This is a genomic window from Streptomyces sp. NPDC001663 (assembly GCF_042893105.1).
Taxonomy (GTDB): domain Bacteria; phylum Actinomycetota; class Actinomycetes; order Streptomycetales; family Streptomycetaceae; genus Streptomyces.
Genome location: NZ_JBIAUR010000010.1, coordinates 454,500 through 475,906, shown reverse-complemented (window position 1 = coordinate 475,906; position 21,407 = coordinate 454,500). Strand labels below are relative to the sequence as shown.

Sequence of the window (21,407 nt, the reverse complement as noted above, 5' to 3'; positions counted from 1 at the left end):
CCGCTGCTGCGACGAATCCCGCCGCTTCTACGACCGCAAGCGCGCCGAAGGCAAACGACACAGCCAGGCCGTCATGGCGCTCGCCCGACGCCGAGTCAACGTCCTGTGGGCCCTCCTTCGTGACGGACGGTGTTACAACCCCATACCGCCCGTCACTCCGGCCACTTGACAACTCCATTAGGAATCCAGGGGCAGGAGCACGCCGGGGTTGAGCACCCCGATCGGGTCCAGTCGCCGCTTGACGGCGCGCAGGGCGTCGACGGCCAGCGGGCCCGCCTCGCGGACGTACCAGTCCCGGTGGTCGGTGCCCACGCCGTGGTGGTGGGTGATGGTGCCACCGGCGGCGAGGATCGCCTCGTTGGCGGCGTGCTTGGCCCGGGTCCAGTGCGCGACGGGGTCGTCGCCCTGGGCCGAGACCACGGTGAAGTAGAGCGAGGCGCCGTTCTCGTAGACGTGGGAGATGTGGCACATGACCAGCGGCGGGGTGCCCGCCTCGGTGAGCGTGCCGGTCAGCGCGTCGCGTACGGCCGCGTAGAGCTCCGGGATGCGGGACCAGAAGGTCGCCGTCTCCAGCGTCTCGGCGAAGGCGCCCGCGTCGAGCAGGGCGTCGCGCAGGTAGGGGGCGGAGTAGCGGCCGTGCGCCCAGCGTTCGCCGGGCTCGTCGCCCAGGGGTGTGCCGCCGCACTCGCGCAGGACGGCCGCGGCGCGCTCGCGCCGATATGAGGTGTCCTCCTCCGTGCCCTCGTAGCCTGCAATTGCCGTGCACCCGGCGGAGGTTGGCGCATCCGTGGAACCGATCGCGTCGGGCTGGGCGAGGCCGATCAGGGTCTCGGTCTCGTCGGACAGCCGCAGCACGGTCGGGCGCGGCCCGTCCTGGGCGAGCCGGCGCAGTGCGGCGGCGCCCTCCTCGAAGGAGGGGAAGCGCCAGCCTTCGTAGACACGGGACTTCGGGACGGGACGGATGCGGACCGTCACGGAGGTGATGATGCCGAACGCCCCCTCCGAGCCGAGGACGAGTTGGCGCAGGTCGGGGCCGGCCGCCGAGCGCGGGGCGCGGCCCGTGTCGACGGTGCCCTCGGGGGTGGCGAGGGTGAGGCCGAGGACCATCTCGTCGAAGCGGCCGTAACCGGCGGACGCCTGGCCGCTGGAGCGGGTGGCGGCGAATCCGCCGATGGTGGCCCACTCGTAGGACTGGGGGAAGTGGCCGAGGGTGAAGCCGTGTTCGGCGAGCAGCGCCTCGGCCTGCGGGGCGCGGAGGCCGGGCTGCAGGGTGGCGGTGCGGGAGACGGGGTCGAGGGCGAGCAGTCCGTCCATGCGACGCAGGTCCAGCGCGACGAAGGTGCCCCGCCGACCGGGGGCGAGCCCGCCGACGACTGAGGTACCGCCGCCGAACGGGACGACAGGCAGGCCGAGTTGGGCACAGACCCGCAGCACGGCGAGGACCTCGTCGTGGCCGGCCGGGAGGAGTACGGCCGCCGGGGTGTCGGCGACGTCGCCCTGCCTCATGCGCAGCAGGTCGGGCGTGGACTTGCCGCGTGTGTGCCGGATCCGCGTCTCCGCGTCGGTGCGGAGGTGCTCCTCGCCGCCGACCGCCGCCGCGAGGGCCCGGTGCACGGCGGGCTCCAACTGCCCTTCCGGTACGGCGATGTCGTCCAGGCCGACCGGCTCGGCGCTGCGCGGTTTGACGCCCAGCAGATCGCGCAGCAGCCCGATCACCGTGTCGGGCAGCGGTGTGGCTTTGGCCGGGTCGCCCCAGCCGCTCCACAGCATGTCCATGGCTGTCGTCCTCACCGGTTGATTCGAGCGATTGCGTCGTCCGGCGCACCGCACGGGGCGCCGAGGCGTTACACTGTGACACATGACGCCTATTCGTCACAACAGCTCGGACAGTGATGCGGTGCTCGACGCGGTGCGGGACTGCGTCCTGGCCGTCGGGGTGCGCCGCACGACCCTCACCGACGTGGCCCGCCGCGCGGGCGTCTCCCGGATGACGCTGTACCGGCGCTGGCCCGATGTCCGTTCCCTGGTCGGCGACTTGATGACCCGCGAATGGGTCGACGTGGCGACCCGGGCGATTCCCGAGCGCAGAGAAGGGGCTGACGCGCGCACCCTGCTCGTGGAGGGGCTCGTCGCCGGTGTCGACTCCTTCCGCGCCCACCCCCTCTTCCGCAAGATCGTCGACGTCGACCCGGAACTGCTCCTGCCCTACGTCCTCGACCGTCGGGGAGCGAGCCAGATCGCCCTCCTGGGGCTGCTGGTCGACGGTCTGAAGGAAGGACATGCCGACGGTTCGGTCCGCGCCGGCCACCCCGAGCGGCAGGCCCGGTCCGTGCTGCTGATCGTCCAGTCCTTCACCCTGTCCCTGCGGACCATGACCGACGAGGACGACCCCGAGCTCTCCTCCGCGGCCTTCCTCGCGGAGCTGCGCTCCATCCTGGAGAGGACCCTCACGCCATGAGTCACAGCCCCGCCTCCGGATCGTCACTGTCCGCCGCCCGACGCTCGCGCGAACTGGCCGAGACCGTCGGCGGTCCCGTCGTGGACGTCCTGGTCGTCGGCCTCGGTGCCACCGGCGCCGGAGCGGCCCTGGACGCCGCCGCCCGCGGCCTGTCCGTCGTCGCCGTCGACGCCCACGACCTGGCCTTCGGCACCTCCCGCTGGAGCAGCAAGCTCATCCACGGCGGGCTGCGCTACCTCGCCTCCGGGCAGCTCGACGTGGCCCACGAGAGCGCGGTCGAGCGGGGCGTGCTGATGGAGCGCACGGCACCGCACCTGGTCCGCGCCCAGCCGTTCGTGCTGCCGCTCACCCCGCTGGTCTCGCGCGGCCAGGCGGCGCTGGCCTGGGCCGGTTTCCGGGCCGGTGACACGCTGCGGCTGACGGCTCGTACGGCCCGTGCCACGCTGCCCGCGCCGCGCCGGCTCTCCGCGGTGGAGACCCGCCATCTGGCCCCCGCGCTGCGCACCGACGGCCTGCGTGGCGGACTGCTGTCCTGGGACGGCCGACTCGTCGACGACGCCCGCCTGGTCACCGCGCTCGCCCGCACCGCCGCCGTCCGCGACGCCCGGATCCTGACCCGGGTCAGGGCTCTGGAACTCACCGGCTCCGGTGCCCGCGTCCGCGACGAACTCACCGGCGAGGAGGGCGAGATCAGGGCCCGCGCAGTGATCAACGCCTCCGGCGTCTGGGCGGGCGGCCTGGTCGACGGCATTCGCATACGGCCCTCCCGCGGCACCCACCTGATCCTGCGCGCGGAGCACCTCGGCCCCCTGCCGGCCGGCCTGCACATCCCGATCCCCGGCGAGACCAACCGCTTCGTCCTCGTCCTGCCCCAGGGCGACGGCCGGGTCTACGTCGGCCTCACCGACGAACCCGTCGAGGGCGACATCCCCGACGTACCCGAGGCGCCCGAGTCGGACATCGGCTTCCTGCTCGACGTGCTGGGCTCGGTCCTGGACGTCCAGGTCCGGCGCGAGGACGTCGTGGGCGCCTTCGCGGGGCTGCGCCCCCTGCTGGACACCACGCCGGAGGCCGGCTCCGCAGCCGCGGCCAGGACCTCCGACATCTCCCGGCGGCACGCCGTGCTCACCTCGCCCGAGGGCGTGGTCACCGTGGTCGGCGGCAAGCTCACCACATACCGCCGCATGGCCGAGGACGCAGTGGACGCCGCCGTCGCCGCCCGCCGCCTCACCGCCGGCCCCTCCCCCACCGCCTCGCTCCCGCTCGTCGGCGCCGCGTCCCCCCGGGCACTCGCCGCCCTGCGGGCACCGCGCCACCTGATCCGCCGCTACGGCACCGAGGCACCGGCCGTCCACGCCCTCGGCGACCACGATCCCCGGCTGGGCGAGCCCGTCGTGCCGGGGCACCCCGTGACCGCCGCGGAACTCCTCTGGGCGGTACGCCACGAGGGCGCCCTCGACGAGTCCGACCTGCTGGACCGCCGCACCCGGATCGGCGTGGTGCCGTCCGACCGTGCGGCGGCCCTGGACGCCGTACGCGAGCTGCTGGGAGAGGCTTTGGCCCACAGGGGCTGAGACTCGGTCGGGCCCGCGGCCGGCCGAGTCCTGCTCACCGCGGCGGTCCCAACCGCGCCTACTTTTGACCACCGCCCCGCCAACAACCAGTGCATGATGCCTCCATGCCCGAGTACACGATCAGCACAGCAGACGGCGAGGACTGGCCGGCCCTTGGCAACAGCCTCGCAGCCGTCCTGCAGCCCGGATCTTTCGAATGCGAGATCCTGGAGGACTCGGACGTGCTCACTTTTCGCACCGGCCCAGCGACCGTCAGCGCGTCGTGGGAGCTACTCGGCACTTGGTACGTCGATGTCGAGGACGCCCCCTCCCCGGAGACCGCCGACCTCATCGTGGCCGACATGGCCCACCGGCTCGCAGAAGCGACGGGCCGGCAAGCCATCCACCACCGGATCACCGACTGACCGACGACCGTCCTCCCTGGCGGCCGGTGGCTCGGCGCGCGGGATCCGAAATACCCCCATATGATGCGTTTGCGTGGCACATAACTTCGACGAGCTGGTAGAGAAACAGCGCGCAGCCGACCAGGCGCACCACCGGGTCGATGAGCTGCGCCACTCGTACGGGCCGCCGTCTCAGGAGGGCGGCTGGAGCAAGCGGCAGACGGACACGTACGAGACCGCTCGGCGCGCCTGGCGCGACCTCGCCCGTGAGGCACGGACCGCGGTCAACGAGTACGCGAAGGACTCGGGGAAACCGCGCAACGAGGTCGAGACGGACGTCCGGCAGGCGGTCACGCACCCCGCGGAAGGGAACTGATCCAAGGCGTGAAGACAGGGGTGCTCGATCCTGCTGCCGGGCAGGATCGAGCGCCCCTGTCGACGCCGTCCGTCAGATGATGCGGCGCTTCGTGCGGGTGAGCACGATCAGGCCCGCGGCCAGGAGGACGGTGCCGATCGCAGCGGGCCACAGGGTCGTGCCCGTCTCGGCCAGTCCGCCCTGTACCGCCTGGGGTTCGGTCTGACCGGCGGCCTCGGCGCCACTCCCGCTCGGAGCCTGGGACTGCGCGGAACCGGAGCCGTTGTCACTGCCGTTGCCCGCGGCGGCCGCGCTGCTCTTGGCCAGAGAAGGCTTCGAGTAGACCTTGGGCTCCGTCGTGCTGGACATGGTGGGCTCGTCGTCGTTCGAGGTCGACTGGCCGGAATCGGAGGCCGCGGCGGTAGGCTCCGTCGCCTGGTCATCGCCTCCGTTGCCGGAGTTGTCGCCCTTGTCGCCGGAGTTGTTCCCGTTGCCGTCGTCACCGGCGGGCGGCGTGGTGGCCGTCTCGGTCGGCTGGGCGGTCGGCTCTTCGGAGGGCTGGTCCGTCGGCTTCTCGGTGGGCTGCTCGCTCGGCTGCTCGGTCGGGTTCTCCGACGGCTGCTGGGTCGCCCCGTCGTCCGAGCCCGGGTCCTCGCCGGTTCCGGCGCCGCACTTCCGGCCGCCGTTGATGCAGGACACCATCTCCTTCATCAGGGACTCGTCGAAGACGTTGATGAAGTCGCCGTGGTCGGTGGCCGGCTTGTGCAGCTGCTCGGGGAAGGAGTCCACCGCGAACAGCGGAGTCGTACGGCCGCCGTCCTGCAGGCTCGGCGCGTCGACGTCGTAGACGATGCGCTGCACCAGCTGCGGAATGGCCTCGAAGCCGTTCGGGCAGTTGCCGGACGCGTCGGCGAAGGCCACATGGGTGCGGTGGTTGGCGCTGTCGATGTTGCGGCCGTCCCAGCAGCTCTGGAACTTGAAGGTGCGGACCACGTCACTGCCCTGCGGGCACAGCGGGTACTTGTCCTTCAGCTGCCGGTCCTCGAAACCGGTGCAGCTCCAGGAAGCGTTGGCGTTGGCCGTGCCGTTGACGAAGGCCTTCGCGTCGCCGGTGATGATGCGCAGCAGGCGGGGCATCTCGGTGACCTTGCTCTGCTGGTTGCCGATGAAAGTCAGCGTGACCTGCTTGGCCTGGACGATCTCACCGGCGTTGCCCTCGATGCCGCCGCCGGGCTTGTTGGCGTCCTGCTCCTGGCTGCCGTTCTGCAGACGCAGCACCGGCCAGTAGTACGTGGACTTGTCGCCCGGGTTCTCGCAGCTCGTGTCGGCGTTGGCGAGGTCGTCGTCGCTGGCGAAGGCGTTGTTGGACTGGTTGCCGATGTAGTCGTGGAAGTGGTGGGCGCCGTTGGTGACACCCGGGGCCACGATCACGTTGTCGGAGTTGAACAGCCCGTTCTCGTTCACGCCGCAGCTGGTGGTGAAGGTGCCCTTGGAGGCGAATGAGTTGAGGTTCGGCGCCGCGGCGTTGGGCTGGACGGTGTTGATGTCCTGGTAGTCCGCGGCGACCGGACCGTTGCCGGCCTGGCCTCCGTTGCCGCCCTGCTGGCCGCCGCCGTTCTGCTGGCCGCCGCCGTTCTGCTGGTCGCCCTGCCCCTGCTGGCCGTTCTGATCGTCGCCGCCCGCGTCCTGGCCACCGTTCTGGTCGTTCCAGGTGCGCATCGAGCAGTCCGCCATGGAGTCGAGCCCCTCGGGACGCTCACCGGCCTGCTCGATGGCGCCGCCGATGCGGTCGAGCGACTCGGCCCGCTTCTCCTTCAGCGGCTTCATGACCGTGTCGTCGGTGTAGCCGCTGTCCTGGCGCTGCTCCGGCGTCGCCGCCTGCAACCGCTGATAGGCCTCCGCTATCTGCTGGTCCATGGCGGCGAGTTCCTTGTCGACATCACCCCGCGCCTGGTCCGGCACCTGCGTCAGCTTGCTGCCGACGTCCGGGCAGTCGATCGTGCCGGCAGCGGCGCTGCGCGTTGTCTGCTCGGAGCCCGAACCGCCTTCCGTCGCCGAGGCGTAGACGTTGGCCGCCACAAGACCGCCTCCGCCCAGCATCAGCGCGAATGCCGCGAAGGTTGCGCGGCGCGGGCCTGTTGGGCGTCTGCGCGTGTTGCGTCCCACGAGAGTTCTCCTACAGGTCATGACGGTCAGGCATGGAAATCCCTCGACCCCATACGGACGGTGGCTCGCGCGTGTTCAAGTGCCCCACAGATTCATAGGAACCTCTCAGTAAGCGCGTGCCCCCACATCCCCACACGTGGCGCAAACCGGGTCAGCACGGCACAGTGAGAACGTGGCCGGGCACGACTTCGACGTGTGGACCGCCGGGGATGCGTACGAACGGTACATGGGGCGGTGGAGCCGACTCGTGGCCGACGAGTTCGTCACCTGGCTGGCGTCCGCGCCCGGGGGCCGTTGGCTGGACATCGGCTGCGGTTCGGGAGCGTTGACGTCGACCGTGGCCCGCCGCTGCCGACCCCGGACGCTGCTCGGGGTGGAGCGGTCCGCCGGCTTCGTTGCCACGGCTCGGGCGCATGCGTCCGCCCCCGCGCTCTTCGCCAGGGCCGACGCGCAGGCCCTTCCGGTGGGCAACGCCTCGGTGGACCTGGCCGTCAGCGGGCTGGTCCTCAACTTCCTTCCCGAGCCGGGCGTTGCGGTGGCCGAGGCCGCGCGGGTGGTGGCGCCCGGCGGCCTGGTCTCCGCGTATGTGTGGGACTACGGCGAAGGCATGGCGTTTCTACGGCACTTCTGGGGCGCCGCGACCACTGTCGATCCGTCGGCTGCCGCACTCGACGAGGGCCGCCGCTTCTCGCTGTGCCGACCGGATCCCCTCCGGCGGCTGTGGGACGGGGCGGGGCTCGTCGAGGTGACGGTCGCACCGCTCGAGATCCCGACGCGCTTCGCCGACTTCGCCGACCTGTGGGACCCCTTCCTGGCCGGACAGGGACCCGCGCCCGGCTACGTGGCCCCCCTCGCACCGGCCGCCCGGGAGCGGCTGCGCGCCGCGCTGCGGGAGCGGGTGCCGACCAGCCCTGACGGATCGATCGCACTCCGGGCCCGGGCTTGGGCGGTGCGGGGACGGAAGCCGGGGGCGTAGACCGGTGACCGACCCCGAACCGCGGCTGCGACGGCAGTGGCGGCGAGAGCGACGTCGATTCGTCGTACGCGCCCTTCACGGACGCGGAGCTGGCGATCGCCACCTAGTCGACAGGTGGGGCGCACCCGCACGTCCGCTGCGCCCCACGGGCTACGCCTCCAGCCAGAAACCGGTGCGGTTCAGCCAGAGTTCGAGCAGTGTCGTGTCGCCTCGGGTCTCGAGGGCGGGGGCGGGGCGCCGGTAGAGGAACAGGAGCAGGTCCGTCACCGTTCCGTGCACGGTCGCGGCGGCTTCCTCGGCGGACCGCGGACGCCAGGACGGGCGGTCTCCGGTCAGGTCGACGAACCACTCGCCGACGCCGGCAGCATGGAAGTGCAGCGTACGGCCGGGACCGAGCAGGCCGGGCGCGTCCGGCCCGGACTCGTACGCCTCGGGGACCGTCGCGAACTGCAGCCACTCCTCAACACCGTCTACGGCGAGGTCGTCGTCGACGGTGAACTCCCCGCCGGTCGCGAGCGTCGCGTCGGCCCGGTGGACGAGGGTTTCGTGGGTCATGCGCCTGGCCCAGAACCGCGCGGACTGCTCTACGACGGCCCCGTCGGCCGGCGTCCAGACCCGCACGTCCGGTCCGGCGCCGCGCAGGGTGGCGCCGAGCTTCGCGGCGCCTTCGCGGAGCCAGGTGTCCAGTGACGCGCCGTCCAAGTGGCCGTATACGGCAGGGTCGTTGACGCAGTCGTCGGCGACGGGTGCGGTGGCCCTCGTCCGCACGATCTCCTCCGCCCAGCGGTGGTCTCCGCCCACGTGCCGCAGCAGCCGGCCGAGGTCCCAGCCGGGGCAGGTGGACACCGGAGTTGTTGTGTCCGCCCCTGCGACCTGGCTTCTGAGCAGGTCGGTCTGGGATTCGAGGTGGTGACAGTAGTCGTTGAAGGTCAGCGAAGTCACCGGGTCATCATGCGTCATCCGCCCGCCGAAGGTCCTCGGATATTGTGTCCCGCCTGATCGAGAGGAGACATGAAAATGCTGGTCGGGGCGGGGAACGCACGGCGGGGGCTGGCCCATGTGGCTTTGCTGGCCGGGGTGTTGACGGGTTGCGCGGGGGCGGAGGAGGACGGGACTCGGGCGAGCGCGTCGACGTCGGCGAAAGCCACGGCGACGGCGGACGGGTCCGCTGCGGGCGCGGAGGTCGCCGAGCGGGGCGGGACGATCGGGGCGTCCGGCTCGGCCTGCGAGCTCCCGGTCACGTTCGACATCGCCAAGGAGTGGAAGGCGGAGGCGGTCGACGCCGGGGCCGCCTCGGACAAGGCCTCGAGCGACGGCACCGACGACCTCGGCAGCGAGGTGGCCGACGCCCTCCTGCACCAGGGCCCGGTCACGGCCGCGTGCGAGGTGGACGCCAAGCCCGCCGGCCACATCGGCTTCCTCCGTGTCTGGACCGGCAAACCGGGCGACGACGACGCACGGACCGTCCTGGAGGCCTTCGTGGCGGCCGAGGGCAGTACGAGCAAGGCGAAGTACCAGGACTTCAAGGCGGGTGGCCTCAAGGGAGTCGAGGTGCAATACCTGTACACGAGCGAACTCCTGGACGAGACCAAGCCGGAGCGGGCCCTCGCCGTCACCACCGCGCGCGGACCGGTCGTCGTACACCTCGGCGGACTGGACACCGGCGAGCACCGGGCGATGCTCCCCGCGTACGAACTGGCCAAGCGCACGCTCCGCACGGCTTAGCGGCGTTCGGGGCGGACGGCTCGTAATTCGCCTCGGCACCGAGACCCGGGTGGCGTGCGCCTGACCCGCAGCGGCACATGGCAGCGGTGGCGGGACTCCCGATGATGGAGTCCCGCCACCGCTCAATTTCTTGAACGGACGGCACCAACTCACACCACTCCTGCTTCATCTCTTGACGTCTTTGGTTCAGACCTTTAGGTTCCGGGTCGCACAGCTTCACGAGTACGCCCAATGTTCACTCACGTGAACGGCGAAAGGCTGCGACCCAGAGATGAAGCCCCAACCCCCCACTCCCGGCTCCGCGTTGCGCGGAAGCCTCGCCATAGCCCTGCTCGCCCTGTCCGCCACTGCACTCACCGCGGCTCCTCCCGCCGGAGCCGCCGAGACAGCCGTGGCCGCGCCGACGATGGCCGTGGCGCCGTACCTCTACAACGGCTGGGGCAGCCCGCCCAGCCCGACGACGATCACCAGCGCCACCGGCGTCAAGTGGTTCACGCTCGCCTTCGTCCTCAGCAACGGCAACTGCAACCCTCAGTGGGACGGCAGCCGTCCGCTCACCGGCGGCGTCGACCAGCAGACGGTCAAGACCGTCCGTGCAGGCGGCGGTGACGTCATCCCGTCCTTCGGCGGATACAGCGGCAACAAGCTGGAGAGCTCCTGCTCCAGTGCCGGTCAACTGGCCGCCGCGTACCAGAAAGTGATCAACGCCTACGGCCTCAAGGCGATCGACATCGACCTGGAGGCCGACGCCTACAGCAACCCGACCGTGCAGCAGCGCACCGTCGACGCGCTCAAGACCGTGAAGGCGAACAACCCCGGCCTGAAGGTGTACATCACCATCGGCACCGACCAGAGCGGACCCGACTCCAGCCTCATCAACCGGGCCGCCGCGTCCGGACTCTCCGTGGACGCCTGGGCCATCATGCCGTTCGACTTCGGTGGCGCCGGCAAGAACATGGGGACGCTCACGCTCCAGGCCGCCGAAGGCCTCAAGTCCGCGCTCAAGAACGCCTACCGATACAGCGACGACCGGGCCTACCGCACCATGGGCATCTCCTCGATGAACGGGATCACCGACCAGAACGAGAAGGTCACCGTCGCCGACTTCCGCACCATCCTCGGCTACGCCCAGCAGCATCACCTGGCCCGCCTCACCTTCTGGTCCGCCAACCGCGACCGGCCCTGCGCCGGCGGCGGCGCCGACAGTTGCTCCGGCGTGAGCCAGCAGGCCTGGGACTACACACGGGTCTTCGCCCAGTACACCGGCTGAACTCCCCCACAGCCGCGCGCACTTCCCACCCCCCACCGCATGGGAGACAGCCGTGCTCAGAGCGACATCCGCGCTCATTCCCAAGAGAACACCCGGCAGACGCATACGGGTCCTGCTGACCGCGTTCGCGCTCGCCGCGACCGGCTCCGGCCTCGCCGTCGTACTGCCGCATGCCGCACAGGGCGCCCAGGCGGCGGCCCTGCCCGCCGGTTGGGCCACCGTCGTCAACAAGGGCAGCGGCAAGCGCGTCGACGCCCGCGGCGCCGCCTCGGCCGACGGGACCGTCGTCCAGCAGTACGCCTGCAACTCCAGCCAGGCCCAGCAGTGGCGCTTCCAGGACACCTCCGACGGCCGGGTCCAGGTCGGCAACCGCAACGACGCCACCAAGGTGTGGGACGTCACCGACGTCTCCACCGCCGACAGCGCGCCCGTGCAGCTGTGGACGTACGGCGGCGGCGCCAACCAGCAGTGGCAGGCGGTCACCGAGGCGGACGGCGCCTACCACTTCGTCAACCGCAACAGCGGGAAGTGCCTGGACGTGCCGGGCGCTTCCGCCGGGGACGGCGTCCAGCTCCAGCAGTACGCCTGCAACGGCAGCGCCGCGCAGTCCTTCTACGTCAACCCGGTCGAGGTCCAACAGCCGCCGGGCACGCCGGACTTGGGCCCGAACGTCACCGTCTTCGACCCGTCGACCCCGGCGGCGACCGTCCAGAGCAGCCTGAACGCCGCGTTCGCGCAGCAGGAGACCAACCAGTTCGGCACGGCCCGCAAGGCGTTCCTCTTCAAGCCGGGCACCTACGCCGCCGATGCCAACGTGGGCTTCTACACGCAGGTCGCCGGGCTCGGTCTCTCCCCCGACGACGTGACGATCCGGGGCGCGGTGCACGCGGAGGCGGACTGGTTCCAGGGCAACGCCACGCAGAACTTCTGGCGTTCGGCGGAGAACCTCTCGGTGACCCCGACGTCCGGCACGGACCGCTGGGCGGTGTCGCAGGCGGCGCCGTACCGTCGTATCCATCTGCGCGGCAATCTCCAGCTGGACGACGGCGGTTGGTCCAGCGGCGGCTACATGGCCGACACCAAGGTCGACGGCCAGGTCCGCTCGGGCTCCCAGCAGCAGTGGCTCACCCGCAACTCCCAGCTGGGCAGCTGGACCGGCTCCAACTGGAACATGGTCTTCGTCGGCAGCCAGGGCGTGCCCGCCACCAGCTTCCCCAACCCGCCGTACACGACGGTGGCGCAGAGCCCGGTCACCCGCGAGAAGCCCTTCCTGTACGTCGACCCGGCGGGCGCCTGGAAGGTGTTCGTGCCCGCCGTGCGCACCAACTCCAGTGGAACCAGCTGGAGTTCGGGCACCCCCGCGGGCACCTCGTTGCCACTGTTCGACTTCTTCGTCGTCAAGCCGGGCGCGGCGGCCGCCCAGATGAACGACGCACTCGCCGCGGGCAAGCACCTGCTGATCACTCCGGGCGTCTACCACCTCGACCAGACGCTCAAGGTCACCAGACCCGACACGGTCGTCCTGGGTCTTGGTCTCGCCACCCTCGTCCCGGACAACGGCGTCACCGCCATGACGGTCGCCGACGTGAACGGCGTCCAGCTCGCCGGGCTGCTCATCGACGCCGGGACCACCAACTCCGCGCAGCTGCTGGAGATGGGCCCGAGCGGATCGTCGGCCGACCACGGCGCCGACCCCAGCTCCCTGCACGACGTGTTCTTCCGCGTCGGCGGCGCGGGCGTCGGAAAAGCCACGACCAGCCTGACCGTCAACAGCGACGACGTCATCGGCGACCATCTGTGGATCTGGCGCGCCGACCACGGCAGCGGCGTGGGCTGGACCAGCAACACCGCGGACACCGGGCTCGTGGTCAACGGCGACGACGTGACGATGTACGGCCTGTTCGTCGAGCACTACCAGAAGCACCAGACGATCTGGAACGGCAACGGCGGGCGGACGTACTTCTACCAGAACGAGATGCCCTACGACCCGCCCAACCAGGCGGCCTGGATGAACGGCTCCACGCAGGGCTACGCCGCATACAAGGTCGCCAACTCCGTGACCAGCCACCAGGTCTATGGCTTCGGCAGCTACTGCTACTTCAACGTCAACCCCGGCGTGACCGCCGAGCACGCCATCGAGGCACCGAACAACCCGAACGTCCGCTTCACCGACATGGTGACCGTCTCCCTCGGCGGCACGGGCACCATCCGCCATGTCGTCAACGACCGCGGCGGACCGTCCAACTCGTCCACCAACGTGGCCAACCTCGTCAACTACCCCTGATCCGAGAGGAGTTCATCCGATGCACGCCATCAGAACCGGCGCCGTACGCGTCCTCGTGCTCCTCGCGGTCCTGCTGACGGGACTGTCCGCACCACGGGCCCACGCGGCCGCCCAGCCGTTCAAGGTGCTCGCCCTCTACAACGGCACCTGGGACGCGGCGCACATCAGCTTCGTCCACGAGGCCAACGACTGGTTCCCGAAGCAGGCCGCGCAGAACGGCTTCACCTACACGGCCAGCAACAACTGGAACCTGCTCGCGAACGGAGGAGTGAAGGGCTACCAAGTCGTCCTGTTCCTCGACGACTTGCCGCAGACCGCCGCCCAGCGCACCGGGTTCGAGAGCTACATGAGGGGCGGTGGGGCCTGGATGGGCTTCCATGTCTCCGCCTTCACCACCGACGCCAAGGGCTGGCCGTGGTACCACAACCAGTTCCTGGGCAGCGGCGACTTCAAGTCCAACACGTGGGGGCCGACCACCGCCGTCCTGCGGGTCGAGGACCGCACCCATCCCTCGACGAGGAACCTGCCGGCGACCTTCACGTCGTCCGTCAGCGAGTGGTACAGCTGGTCGAACGACCTGCGGCGGAACCCTGACATCAAGATCCTCGCCTCGGTCGACCCGAGCAGCTTCCCGCTCGGGACGGATCCCGATCAGAGCTGGTACAGCGGCTACTACCCGATCCTGTGGACGAACACGAAGTACCGGATGCTGTACGCCAACTTCGGCCACAACGCGATGGATTACGACACGAACACCACTCTGTCCTCGACGTTCGCGAGCCAGACGCAGAACCGCTTCCTGCTCGACGGGCTGAAGTGGCTGGGCGGTGCCCCGAGTGCCCCACCGACCGCGCACCCCTGAGCCGGTGCGCGAAGGGTCCCGACCGCCGCGCGGGTGCGGTCGGGACCCGCTCAGCGGCACCGGGCTGCGCGTCAGTCGGCTCTCTTCCCGGCCGCACGGCGCGTACGTGCTGTGCACCGGCGGGCGTGCGGCGGTGCAGTTCCCGCTCGGCCCACCCGGCCGTCACCGGTGGGGTCGTGGGCGCACGCTCGCCGGAGGGGGTGACCGGCAGTGTGGATTTCCTCAACCACCCCATCCCGCAAGGCTTCTGGCCTTGAGCCGTTCGTCCGGCCCGCACGGACGTTCCCTACGATGACCCGGTGACGAGTGACACCTCAACGCGGGACCGTGTCGGAGAAGGGGCCCGCCCGGCGGCGGAGACGAGCGCCTGGGCGGTGCGGCTGCGCCGGTTCGGATACACGGCGGGCCCGCGGACCGACATCCGTACCCGCCTGGTCCCGCCCTTCCCCGAACCGCACACCCGGCTGTGGGAGTGGGCGGGCCTCGGTCCACAGCTCGCACAACGCCTCGCGAGGTGGACGGGCTGGCTGGGCCCGCTTCTCGTCGCCGTACTCGCCGGAGTGCTCCGCTTCTGGCGGCTCGAAAGTCCGCGCGCGGTCGTCTTCGACGAGACGTACTACGCCAAGGACTCCTGGGCACTGCTCAGACTCGGCTACGAGGGCACCTGGCCGGACCGCAAGATCGCCGACCCGCAGATCCTGGCGCACCCGCAGGTCATCCCGCTCTCGGACACCGGCAGCTTCGTGGCGCATCCGCCGATGGGCAAGTGGGTGATCGCCCTCGGGGAGGGGGTGTTCGGGCTCGATCCGTTCGGCTGGCGGTTCATGACCGCGGTCCTCGGCACGCTGTCGGTGCTCATGCTGTGCCGCATAGGGCGCCGGCTGTTCCGTTCGACGGTGCTGGGCTGTCTGGCCGGGGTGCTGCTGGCGGTGGACGGCCTGCACTTCGTGATGAGCCGCACCGCGCTGCTCGACCTGATCGTCATGTTCTTCGCGCTGGCCGCGTTCGGCTGCCTCCTGATCGACCGGGACCGCGCGCGGGCCCGGCTCGCGGCCGCCCTGCCCGTCGACGAGGGCGACTTCGCACGCCCCGACCATCAGGCCGGCGCGCACACGGGTGTGGGCCTGCGTCCGTGGCGGCTCGCGGCCGGTGTCTTCCTGGGCCTGGCGGCGGCCAGCAAGTGGAACGGCCTGTACTTCCTCGTCTTCTTCACGGCGCTGACCGTCCTGTGGGACGTCGGTTCCCGCCGCGTGGCCGGGGCGTGGAGCCCGTACCGGGCGGTGCTGCGCAAGGATCTCGGCTGGTCGGTGCTTTCCCTGGTGCCGGTCGCCGTGGTGACGTACCTGTCGACCTGGACCGGCTGGTTCCTGTCAGACAAGGGCTACGGCCGGCACTGGGCGGACGGCCGCGGCGGCACCTGGTCGTGGATTCCGGCGCCGCTGCGCAGCCTGTGGCACTACGAGCACGCCGTCTACCAGTTCAACGTGGGCCTCCATACCCCGCACCGCTACCAGTCCAACCCGTGGAGCTGGCTGGTCCTCGGGCGCCCGGTGTCCTTCTACTACCAGTCGCCCAAGTCCGGGCAGCAGGGCTGCCACTCCACGACCAACTGCTCGCAGGAGATCCTGGCCCTCGGCACACCGCTGCTGTGGTGGGCGGCCTGCGGCGCGCTCCTCTACCTGCTCTACCGGTGGGCGCTGCGCCGCGACTGGCGCGCGGGCGCCGTGCTGTGCGCGGTGGCGGCCGGCTATCTGCCGTGGTTCCACTACCAGGACCGTACGATCTTCTCCTTCTACGCCGTCGCGTTCGTGCCGTACCTGTGTCTGGCGGTCGCGATGATGCTCGGCGCCGTACTGGGACCGCCGGGAGCGAGTCAGGGGCGCCGGGCGGGCGGTGCGGTGGCCGCAGGCGCGCTCGTGCTGCTCATCGCCTGGAACTTCATCTACTTCTTCCCGCTCTACACGGGCCAGACGATTCCCTACGCCGACTGGCACGCCCGGATGTGGCTGGACACCTGGATCTGAGGCGGGAGTTGATGCGACCGAGGTGTCACAGCCGGTCCAACTCCCTTGTCGTACGCCCGAGATACGTGACCGGGCCGGGGTCCGGCACCTCGACCTCATGGAAGCCGAGGCGGTCGTAGAAGGCCCTGGCCGGGGTGTTGGCCGTGACCATGGAAAGGTGGACGGCCGGGACGCCCCGGTCCTGCAGGGCCTGCAGGAAGGCGCGCATGAGTGCGCGGCCGTGGCCTCGGCCCTGCCAGGCGGGGAGCAGGTCGATGTGCAAGTGGGCCGGGTAAGCGGCGACTTCGGGGACGATCATCCGTTCGGGGCGGTGCAGGAGCGGGATCATCTCGTCGTCCGGGGTGGTCGGCGGCCCGGAGGGTTGCGGGTAGCGGGCTGCGACCAGGGGCAGCCACTTCGCGCGGTAGTCGTCGACGAAGCGCGGGGTGTCCGCGGTGCCGAGGATGTAACCGACCGCCTGGCCCTGGCCGTCGTCCAGGACGAAGGCCAGGTCCGGTTCCAGGTGGACGTAGGGAGCCGCGAAGATCACCGGGAGGATTCCGGGGTCCGCGTAGACGGGCCGGCTGTCCTGGCCGTTGTGCGCGGTGCGGATGCAGATGTCGTCGAGGGCCGGGCGGTCCTCGGGGCGGTAGGGGCGGATGGCGGGCAACGAGGTCATCGCAGCATCCTGCACAGCTGGGAGCGCTCCCACAAGGCCGCGGTGAGGGCCCGGGCGCGTGGGCCCGGACCCTCGGGCTTGCCTCACACGTGCGGGCGGTGGCCCCTTTCCTGGTGCGGGAAGGTCTGGTCGGCCCCGGGCAGCGTCGGCTTCGGCAGGGTCGCCACCTCCTCCTTCGCCTTCTCCGGCTGCTCTGCCGTGTCGTCGGGCAGCCGCGGCGGGCGCGGACGGGCGTCACGGAAGCGGAAGGCGGTCGTGAAGTCGCCGAAGGTCTCGCGCAGTCGCTGATGTTCGGCTCCTCGACTCCGGTGAACCGCTCCAGGAACTGCAGCGCGGAGGGTGGTCGAAGGCCTCCGAGGCGACCCAACCGCCCATGGTCCAGGGCGAGATGAGGATGACCGGCACGCGGAAGTCAGTCGGCCGAGTCCGAATGGAACTCCATGGCCAAGGCATCGGGTTCGACGGTGATGACGGCCTGGGCACGCGGTGGACGGGAGGTCACCTTGAACCGGGGCCAGCCCTGGAGGACGGTCGCGAGGATGATTTGGAGCTCGACCCACGCGAAGTTCTCCCCGATGCACTTGCGGCGGCCGTCGCCGAAGGCGAGGAAGGACCCTCGGGTGCCCGCGGCACCGTCCGCCTCCCAGCGGTCCGGGTCGAAGCTGTCCGGGTCGGGGAAGTAGGCGGAGTCGTGCTGGTGCAGATAGGGACTCCACATGACGTCGGCGCCCTCGGGTATGAGGTGTCCGCCGAGTTCGATGTCGCGGGTGGCGGTCCGCGTCACCATCCAGATCACCCCGTACTTCCTGATGGCCTCCCGCAGAACCCGTCGGGCGTACGGGAGCCGGTCGATGTCGTCGTAGCGCAGCGGCCGGTCCCCGCACACCGAGGCCAGTTCCTCGCGAAGGCGTCGTTCGACGGCGGGGTTGCCGGCGATCTCGTACAGCGCCCAGGCGAGCGTGGTGCCGGTGGTCTCGATCGCGCCGGCCAGGAGGGTGATGGTCTCGTCCTGGAGCTGCCGGCGGCCGAGTTGGTCCTCAGCGCCGATCAGGGTCTCGAACAGACCGCTCTGCCGCCGGCGCGCCTCGGCCGCGTACGGGCACGCCTCGGCACCGGACGCACCGTCGGCCGAAGCCGATCCGGGTGCGGTGACGTCGATGTGATGGTCGATGGCCTGGTCGATGAGGGCGCGCAGGCGGGCGACACGGTCGGCGTGCGCGCGGTTGGCGGGCAGCGGCAGTCGCGTGATCCAGGGCGGGAGAATGACCTGCCGAATCGTTCCTTTCATGATGTCCGGCATGAGGGCGATGAACTCGCCCTGCAGGTGGGCGGGCAGGTCCGCGCCGAACACGGCGACGAGGAACGTGGCGAGGGTGATCTCGTTCATGTCGGCGAACACGTCGCGCGGTTCGGCCGCGGTCCAGGCGCCGACCATTGTCTGAACCTGCTCGATCATGGCATTGCCGCGCTCGGCGATGTGCGCCTTGTTGAACATCGGCTGCATCAGACGGCGGTTGCGCAGATGGGTGTCGCCGTCGGCGACGGTCGCGATTCCGTCACCGAGGAAGACCCGCAGCGCGTCGTTGTACTTGCCGCCCTTGGTGAAGTGGGCGGCGTCGGTCACCAGGACACGTCGGGTCAGTGCGGGGTCCGTGACCACGTAGGCGGGTGTGGGGCCGATGCGTATGCGCACCACACTGCCGTATTCGCGCAGCGAGCTGATGAACGGCAGCGGGTCGCGGGCGAGGCGGAGTCCGTGCCCGATCAGCGGGAGCCCGCCGGGGGCTGTGGGTGTGGGGATGGGTGCCGTGGTGGGGGCGCTCATCACGCGATTCACTCCTCGTCGGGGCGGGGTCAAACCCCCAGATGCATGCCCATGACACCTTTGCCCGATGCACGGGAGCGGAGATGTTCACGTCACATCCCGGTCTGTCGGACGTCTCCGTCCGCCCAGGTGCGCCGCGGGCCCCAAGTGGCGCATTCTTGCTGTGTCGCCCGCTGGACGGCGCACGGACAAGGTAGGACCGATGACCCGGAGGGCTCAGGACGCACACCGGAAGCCCGGGCAGCTGGCCGCGTTGCTGCTCGACGCCTCGACGGCGGCGATCGGCGCGGCCGGCGGCCACGCGGGAGGCGTCTACCTGCGCTCCGGCACACCCGGCCTGCTGCGGCTGGCGGTGCTCGCGGGACTGCCCGGCCAGCTGTTCCGGCCCTGGTGGCGGATGCATGTGGACCGCCCGTTCCCGGTGGCCGACGCCTACCGGCTGGGCGTTCAGGTGATCCTGCCGAACGCCACGGAGACGATGCGCCGCTACCCCCAGTTCGCGGCCGGGCTGCCCTTCCAGTTCGGATCGCTGTACGTGCCGGTCGTGGGCGGGTCGACGACCTTCGGCGTGCTGACCGTGCTGCGCCCGTCCGCCGCGGACGCCGCCGAGTTGCTCCAGCACCGTGATCGCATGGTGCGGCTGGCCGAGGACCTGGGCGCGGCGCTGCTGCGGCTGGAGGACGGCGCCAGGCCGCCGGTGGCCTGGGACGGCGAGCCCGTGTGCGTACGTCCGCCGGGTGGGCGCCCGCCCGCGGGCCGTGCCGGGGGTTTCGCCTGGGATCCGGTGACGGACGTGGTGAGCGTGGACGAACGCCTGCCCGCCCTGCTGGGCATGCCGGCCGGCGATTTCGCCACGTCCGTGGAGGCGCTCGCGCACGCCGTGTCCCCGGCCGAGGCGCAGCGCGTCCTCGTCGCCCTGCGGGAGACGGCGACCGGCAAACCACCGTCGCTGCCCCTGTACGTACGGTCCGCGGACGACGTGCTGCGCCTGCTGGAGCTGTGGAGCCCGTACGCCTCCCCCGCCCCGCCGGGCACACCGTCGGGCGCGCACCCGGTGCGGGGTTTCGTCGTGGAGCCCGGGCTCGGCGCGGCCGCCGACGCCGCGGCCGACCTGCTGCCCGAGGGCGTGCTCTGCCTGGACCGGCTGGGCCTGATCCTCTACGCCAATCCGCGCGCCGGACAGCTGCTGGGCCGCTCCCGGGCGCAGCTGCTCGGCCGTCCGCTGTGGGAGGGCGTGCCCTGGCTGAACCAGCCGACCTGCGAGGACCATCTGCGCAGTGCCCTGCTCTCCCCGGAGCCGGTGCGCTTCCACGTGGGGCGGCCCGGCACGGACGGCGCCGACGACGACGCGCGGTCCTACGAGAGCGCCTGGCTCGACGTGTCCGTCCACCCGGGTTCCGACGTCCTGACGTGCACGTTCCGTCCGGCGAACCGCGTGGCGGAGGCCACCGCCGACCTGGCGCCCGAGCCGCAGCCGGAGCCGGAGCCCGTCGCGTCCCCCGCAGCGGACGTGCCGTCGATGGCCCCGCTGTACCGGCCGATCGTCCTCGCCATCGCGCTCACGGAGGCGGTCACCGCGCGCCAGGTGGCAGCCGTGGTCATGCGGGAACTGCTGCCCCCGTTCGGCGGCCGCCGGCTCGCGATCTATCTCCTGCAGGACCGGCACCTGTATCTGGCCTGGGAGAACGGCTTCCCCAAGGGGTTCCTCGCCCCCTTCGAGGGCGTGGGGCTGGACGCCCGGCTGCCCGGCGTGGAGACACTGACCACCGGCCGGCCGCTGTTCTTCGACTCGATGCAACAACTGACGGCCGCCTACCCGGGCATCGCACTGGACGCGGAGGTGGGGGCCCGCGCCTTCCTGCCGCTGATCGCCTCCGGCCGTCCGGTCGGCTCCTGCATCCTGGGCTTCGACCGCTCCCGCAGCTTCAGCACCGAGGAACGCACGGTGCTCACCGCGCTCGCCGGGCTGATCGCGCACGCCATGGAGAAGGCGCAGCGCTACGAGAGCGAGGCGGCGCTCGCCCGGGGCCTGCAGCAGGCCCTGCTCCCCCGCCGGCTGTCGGCCCATCCGCAGGTGGAGACCGCCGGGCGCTATCTGCCCGGCACCCAGGGCATGGAGGTGGGCGGCGACTGGTACGACGTCGTCGAGGCCGGGGACGGTCTGGCGCTGGTCATCGGCGATGTACAGGGGCACGGGGTGCAGGCGGCGGCCACCATGGGCCAACTGCGCAGCGCCGTAAGGGCGTTCGCGCTGGGGGACCGTCCGCCCGACGAGGTGATGAGCGGTACGAACCATCTGCTGATCGACCTCGATCCCGGCCAGTTCGCCAGCTGCTGCTACATCCGGCTGGATCCGGCCTCGGGGGTGGCGCGGGCGGCCCGGGCGGGGCATCCGCCGCCGCTGCTGCGCCATCCGGACGGCCACACCGAGGTGGTCGATCTGCCGGTCGGTGTCGTGCTCGGGGTGGACCCGCAGGCCCAGTATCCGGTCGCGGAGCTGCGGATGGAGCCCGGCGCCGTGCTCGCGCTGTACACGGACGGGCTCGTCGAGCGGCCCGGCATCGACATCGACGAGGGCATCACGGCCCTGCGGGTGGCGCTGGCGAAGGCGGGCGCCCCCGCCACCCGGGCGGGCCGCCGTCCGCTGGCCGGTGTCGCCGACCGCCTCACCGCGACGGCACGGCACTCGGTCGACCGCCCGGACGACATCGCCCTGCTGCTCGCGACCCGCCGGGTCGGGTACCACGGTCGGCGCTGAGGCGGCCCGCCCGGTGACACCACGCGTGGACGGCGGCGCGTCCTGTCACCCTCTGTGACGCCTCTCGCCTCCTGGGGCCCGGCAGTGTA

Annotated in this window: 14 protein-coding genes and 4 pseudogenes; 12 read left to right on the top strand and 6 right to left on the bottom strand. The window is 71.1% G+C overall.

Annotation, left to right across the window (positions count from 1 at the left end; translation table 11 throughout):
• Window positions 1-169: pseudogene (locus ACFY1L_RS32310) on the top strand (IS110 family transposase); the annotation flags it as partial.
• Window positions 170-177: 8 nt separating this feature from the next.
• On the opposite strand, the gene ACFY1L_RS32305 reads toward ACFY1L_RS32310, so the two are convergent.
• The gene (locus ACFY1L_RS32305; protein ID WP_388831909.1) at window positions 178-1,776 is read right to left on the bottom strand and encodes an FAD-binding oxidoreductase; all 1,599 of its coding nucleotides are present in this window, start codon (window positions 1,774-1,776) and stop codon (window positions 178-180) included.
• Window positions 1,777-1,858: 82 nt separating this feature from the next.
• Here ACFY1L_RS32305 and ACFY1L_RS32300 point away from each other — a divergent pair, with 82 nt between their 5' ends.
• The 4 genes from ACFY1L_RS32300 (at window position 1,859) to ACFY1L_RS32285 (ending at window position 4,791) form a co-directional block, all read left to right on the top strand.
• Window positions 1,859-2,458, top strand: a complete 600-nt coding sequence (locus ACFY1L_RS32300; RefSeq protein WP_388831872.1) for a TetR/AcrR family transcriptional regulator — start codon at window positions 1,859-1,861, stop codon at window positions 2,456-2,458.
• On the top strand, window positions 2,455-4,032 hold the full coding sequence (locus ACFY1L_RS32295; protein WP_388831870.1) for a glycerol-3-phosphate dehydrogenase/oxidase: 1,578 nt from the start codon (window positions 2,455-2,457) through the stop codon (window positions 4,030-4,032). The genes ACFY1L_RS32300 and ACFY1L_RS32295 overlap by 4 nt, the downstream gene beginning before the upstream one ends.
• Before the next feature lie 104 nt (window positions 4,033-4,136).
• Window positions 4,137-4,436, top strand: a complete 300-nt coding sequence (locus ACFY1L_RS32290) for a hypothetical protein (RefSeq protein WP_388831868.1) — start codon at window positions 4,137-4,139, stop codon at window positions 4,434-4,436.
• A gap of 73 nt (window positions 4,437-4,509) precedes the next feature.
• Window positions 4,510-4,791, top strand: a complete 282-nt coding sequence (locus ACFY1L_RS32285; protein WP_388831866.1) for a hypothetical protein — start codon at window positions 4,510-4,512, stop codon at window positions 4,789-4,791.
• A gap of 72 nt (window positions 4,792-4,863) precedes the next feature.
• On the opposite strand, the gene ACFY1L_RS32280 is transcribed toward ACFY1L_RS32285, so the two are convergent.
• On the bottom strand, window positions 4,864-6,936 hold the full coding sequence (locus tag ACFY1L_RS32280) for a DUF1996 domain-containing protein (protein WP_388831864.1): 2,073 nt from the start codon (window positions 6,934-6,936) through the stop codon (window positions 4,864-4,866).
• A 172-nt stretch (window positions 6,937-7,108) separates the two neighbouring features.
• Between ACFY1L_RS32280 and ACFY1L_RS32275 the strand changes: the two genes are divergently transcribed.
• A complete protein-coding gene (locus ACFY1L_RS32275) occupies window positions 7,109-7,912 on the top strand; it encodes a class I SAM-dependent methyltransferase (protein WP_388831862.1) in 804 nt (267 codons plus the stop codon).
• A gap of 150 nt (window positions 7,913-8,062) precedes the next feature.
• Here ACFY1L_RS32275 and ACFY1L_RS32270 read toward each other — a convergent pair whose 3' ends face one another.
• Window positions 8,063-8,854, bottom strand: coding sequence for a maleylpyruvate isomerase family mycothiol-dependent enzyme (locus ACFY1L_RS32270; RefSeq protein ID WP_388831860.1), 792 nt, complete (start codon window positions 8,852-8,854; stop codon window positions 8,063-8,065).
• 75 nt (window positions 8,855-8,929) lie between these two features.
• On the opposite strand from ACFY1L_RS32270, the gene ACFY1L_RS32265 reads away from it, so the two are divergent.
• The 5 genes and pseudogenes from ACFY1L_RS32265 to ACFY1L_RS32245 all read left to right on the top strand — a co-directional run bounded on the left by ACFY1L_RS32265 (window position 8,930) and on the right by ACFY1L_RS32245 (window position 16,077).
• On the top strand, window positions 8,930-9,637 hold the full coding sequence (locus ACFY1L_RS32265; RefSeq protein ID WP_388831907.1) for a lipoprotein: 708 nt from the start codon (window positions 8,930-8,932) through the stop codon (window positions 9,635-9,637).
• Between the two features lie 403 nt (window positions 9,638-10,040).
• A pseudogene (locus tag ACFY1L_RS32260) lies at window positions 10,041-10,907 on the top strand (chitinase); the annotation flags it as partial.
• 163 nt (window positions 10,908-11,070) lie between these two features.
• The gene (locus ACFY1L_RS32255; protein WP_388831905.1) at window positions 11,071-13,191 is read left to right on the top strand and encodes an RICIN domain-containing protein; all 2,121 of its coding nucleotides are present in this window, start codon (window positions 11,071-11,073) and stop codon (window positions 13,189-13,191) included.
• Between the two features lie 19 nt (window positions 13,192-13,210).
• Window positions 13,211-14,044: pseudogene (locus tag ACFY1L_RS32250) on the top strand (ThuA domain-containing protein); the annotation flags it as partial.
• Window positions 14,045-14,352: 308 nt separating this feature from the next.
• Window positions 14,353-16,077: a dolichyl-phosphate-mannose--protein mannosyltransferase gene (locus ACFY1L_RS32245; RefSeq protein ID WP_388831858.1), complete on the top strand. Its 1,725-nt coding sequence runs from the start codon at window positions 14,353-14,355 to the stop codon at window positions 16,075-16,077.
• Between the two features lie 25 nt (window positions 16,078-16,102).
• Here ACFY1L_RS32245 and ACFY1L_RS32240 read toward each other — a convergent pair whose 3' ends face one another.
• The 3 genes and pseudogenes from ACFY1L_RS32240 to ACFY1L_RS32230 form a co-directional block, all read right to left on the bottom strand.
• Complete coding sequence (locus ACFY1L_RS32240) at window positions 16,103-16,735, bottom strand: GNAT family N-acetyltransferase (RefSeq protein WP_388831856.1); 633 nt, start codon at window positions 16,733-16,735, stop codon at window positions 16,103-16,105.
• Between the two features lie 83 nt (window positions 16,736-16,818).
• Window positions 16,819-17,218: pseudogene (locus ACFY1L_RS32235) on the bottom strand (alkaline phosphatase family protein).
• Window positions 17,148-18,560: a cytochrome P450 gene (locus tag ACFY1L_RS32230; protein ID WP_388831854.1), complete on the bottom strand. Its 1,413-nt coding sequence runs from the start codon at window positions 18,558-18,560 to the stop codon at window positions 17,148-17,150. The pseudogene ACFY1L_RS32235 and the gene ACFY1L_RS32230 overlap by 71 nt, the downstream one beginning before the upstream one ends.
• A 202-nt stretch (window positions 18,561-18,762) precedes the next feature.
• Here ACFY1L_RS32230 and ACFY1L_RS32225 point away from each other — a divergent pair, with 202 nt between their 5' ends.
• The gene (locus tag ACFY1L_RS32225) at window positions 18,763-21,318 is read left to right on the top strand and encodes a SpoIIE family protein phosphatase (RefSeq protein ID WP_388831852.1); all 2,556 of its coding nucleotides are present in this window, start codon (window positions 18,763-18,765) and stop codon (window positions 21,316-21,318) included.
• Window positions 21,319-21,407 lie beyond the last annotated feature (89 nt).

Excerpts from the sequence above, each read along its gene's own strand:
- ACFY1L_RS32300 (WP_388831872.1), top strand. The coding sequence starts at position 1,859 with ATGACGCCTATTCGTCACAACAGCTCGGACAGTGATGCGGTGCTCGAC.
- ACFY1L_RS32305 (WP_388831909.1), bottom strand. The coding sequence starts at position 1,776 with ATGGACATGCTGTGGAGCGGCTGGGGCGACCCGGCCAAAGCCACACCG.
- ACFY1L_RS32230 (WP_388831854.1), bottom strand. The coding sequence starts at position 18,560 with ATGAGCGCCCCCACCACGGCACCCATCCCCACACCCACAGCCCCCGGC.
- ACFY1L_RS32225 (WP_388831852.1), top strand. The coding sequence starts at position 18,763 with ATGACCCGGAGGGCTCAGGACGCACACCGGAAGCCCGGGCAGCTGGCC.
- ACFY1L_RS32240 (WP_388831856.1), bottom strand. The coding sequence starts at position 16,735 with ATGACCTCGTTGCCCGCCATCCGCCCCTACCGCCCCGAGGACCGCCCG.
- ACFY1L_RS32290 (WP_388831868.1), top strand. The coding sequence starts at position 4,137 with ATGCCCGAGTACACGATCAGCACAGCAGACGGCGAGGACTGGCCGGCC.
- ACFY1L_RS32295 (WP_388831870.1), top strand. The coding sequence starts at position 2,455 with ATGAGTCACAGCCCCGCCTCCGGATCGTCACTGTCCGCCGCCCGACGC.
- ACFY1L_RS32265 (WP_388831907.1), top strand. The coding sequence starts at position 8,930 with ATGCTGGTCGGGGCGGGGAACGCACGGCGGGGGCTGGCCCATGTGGCT.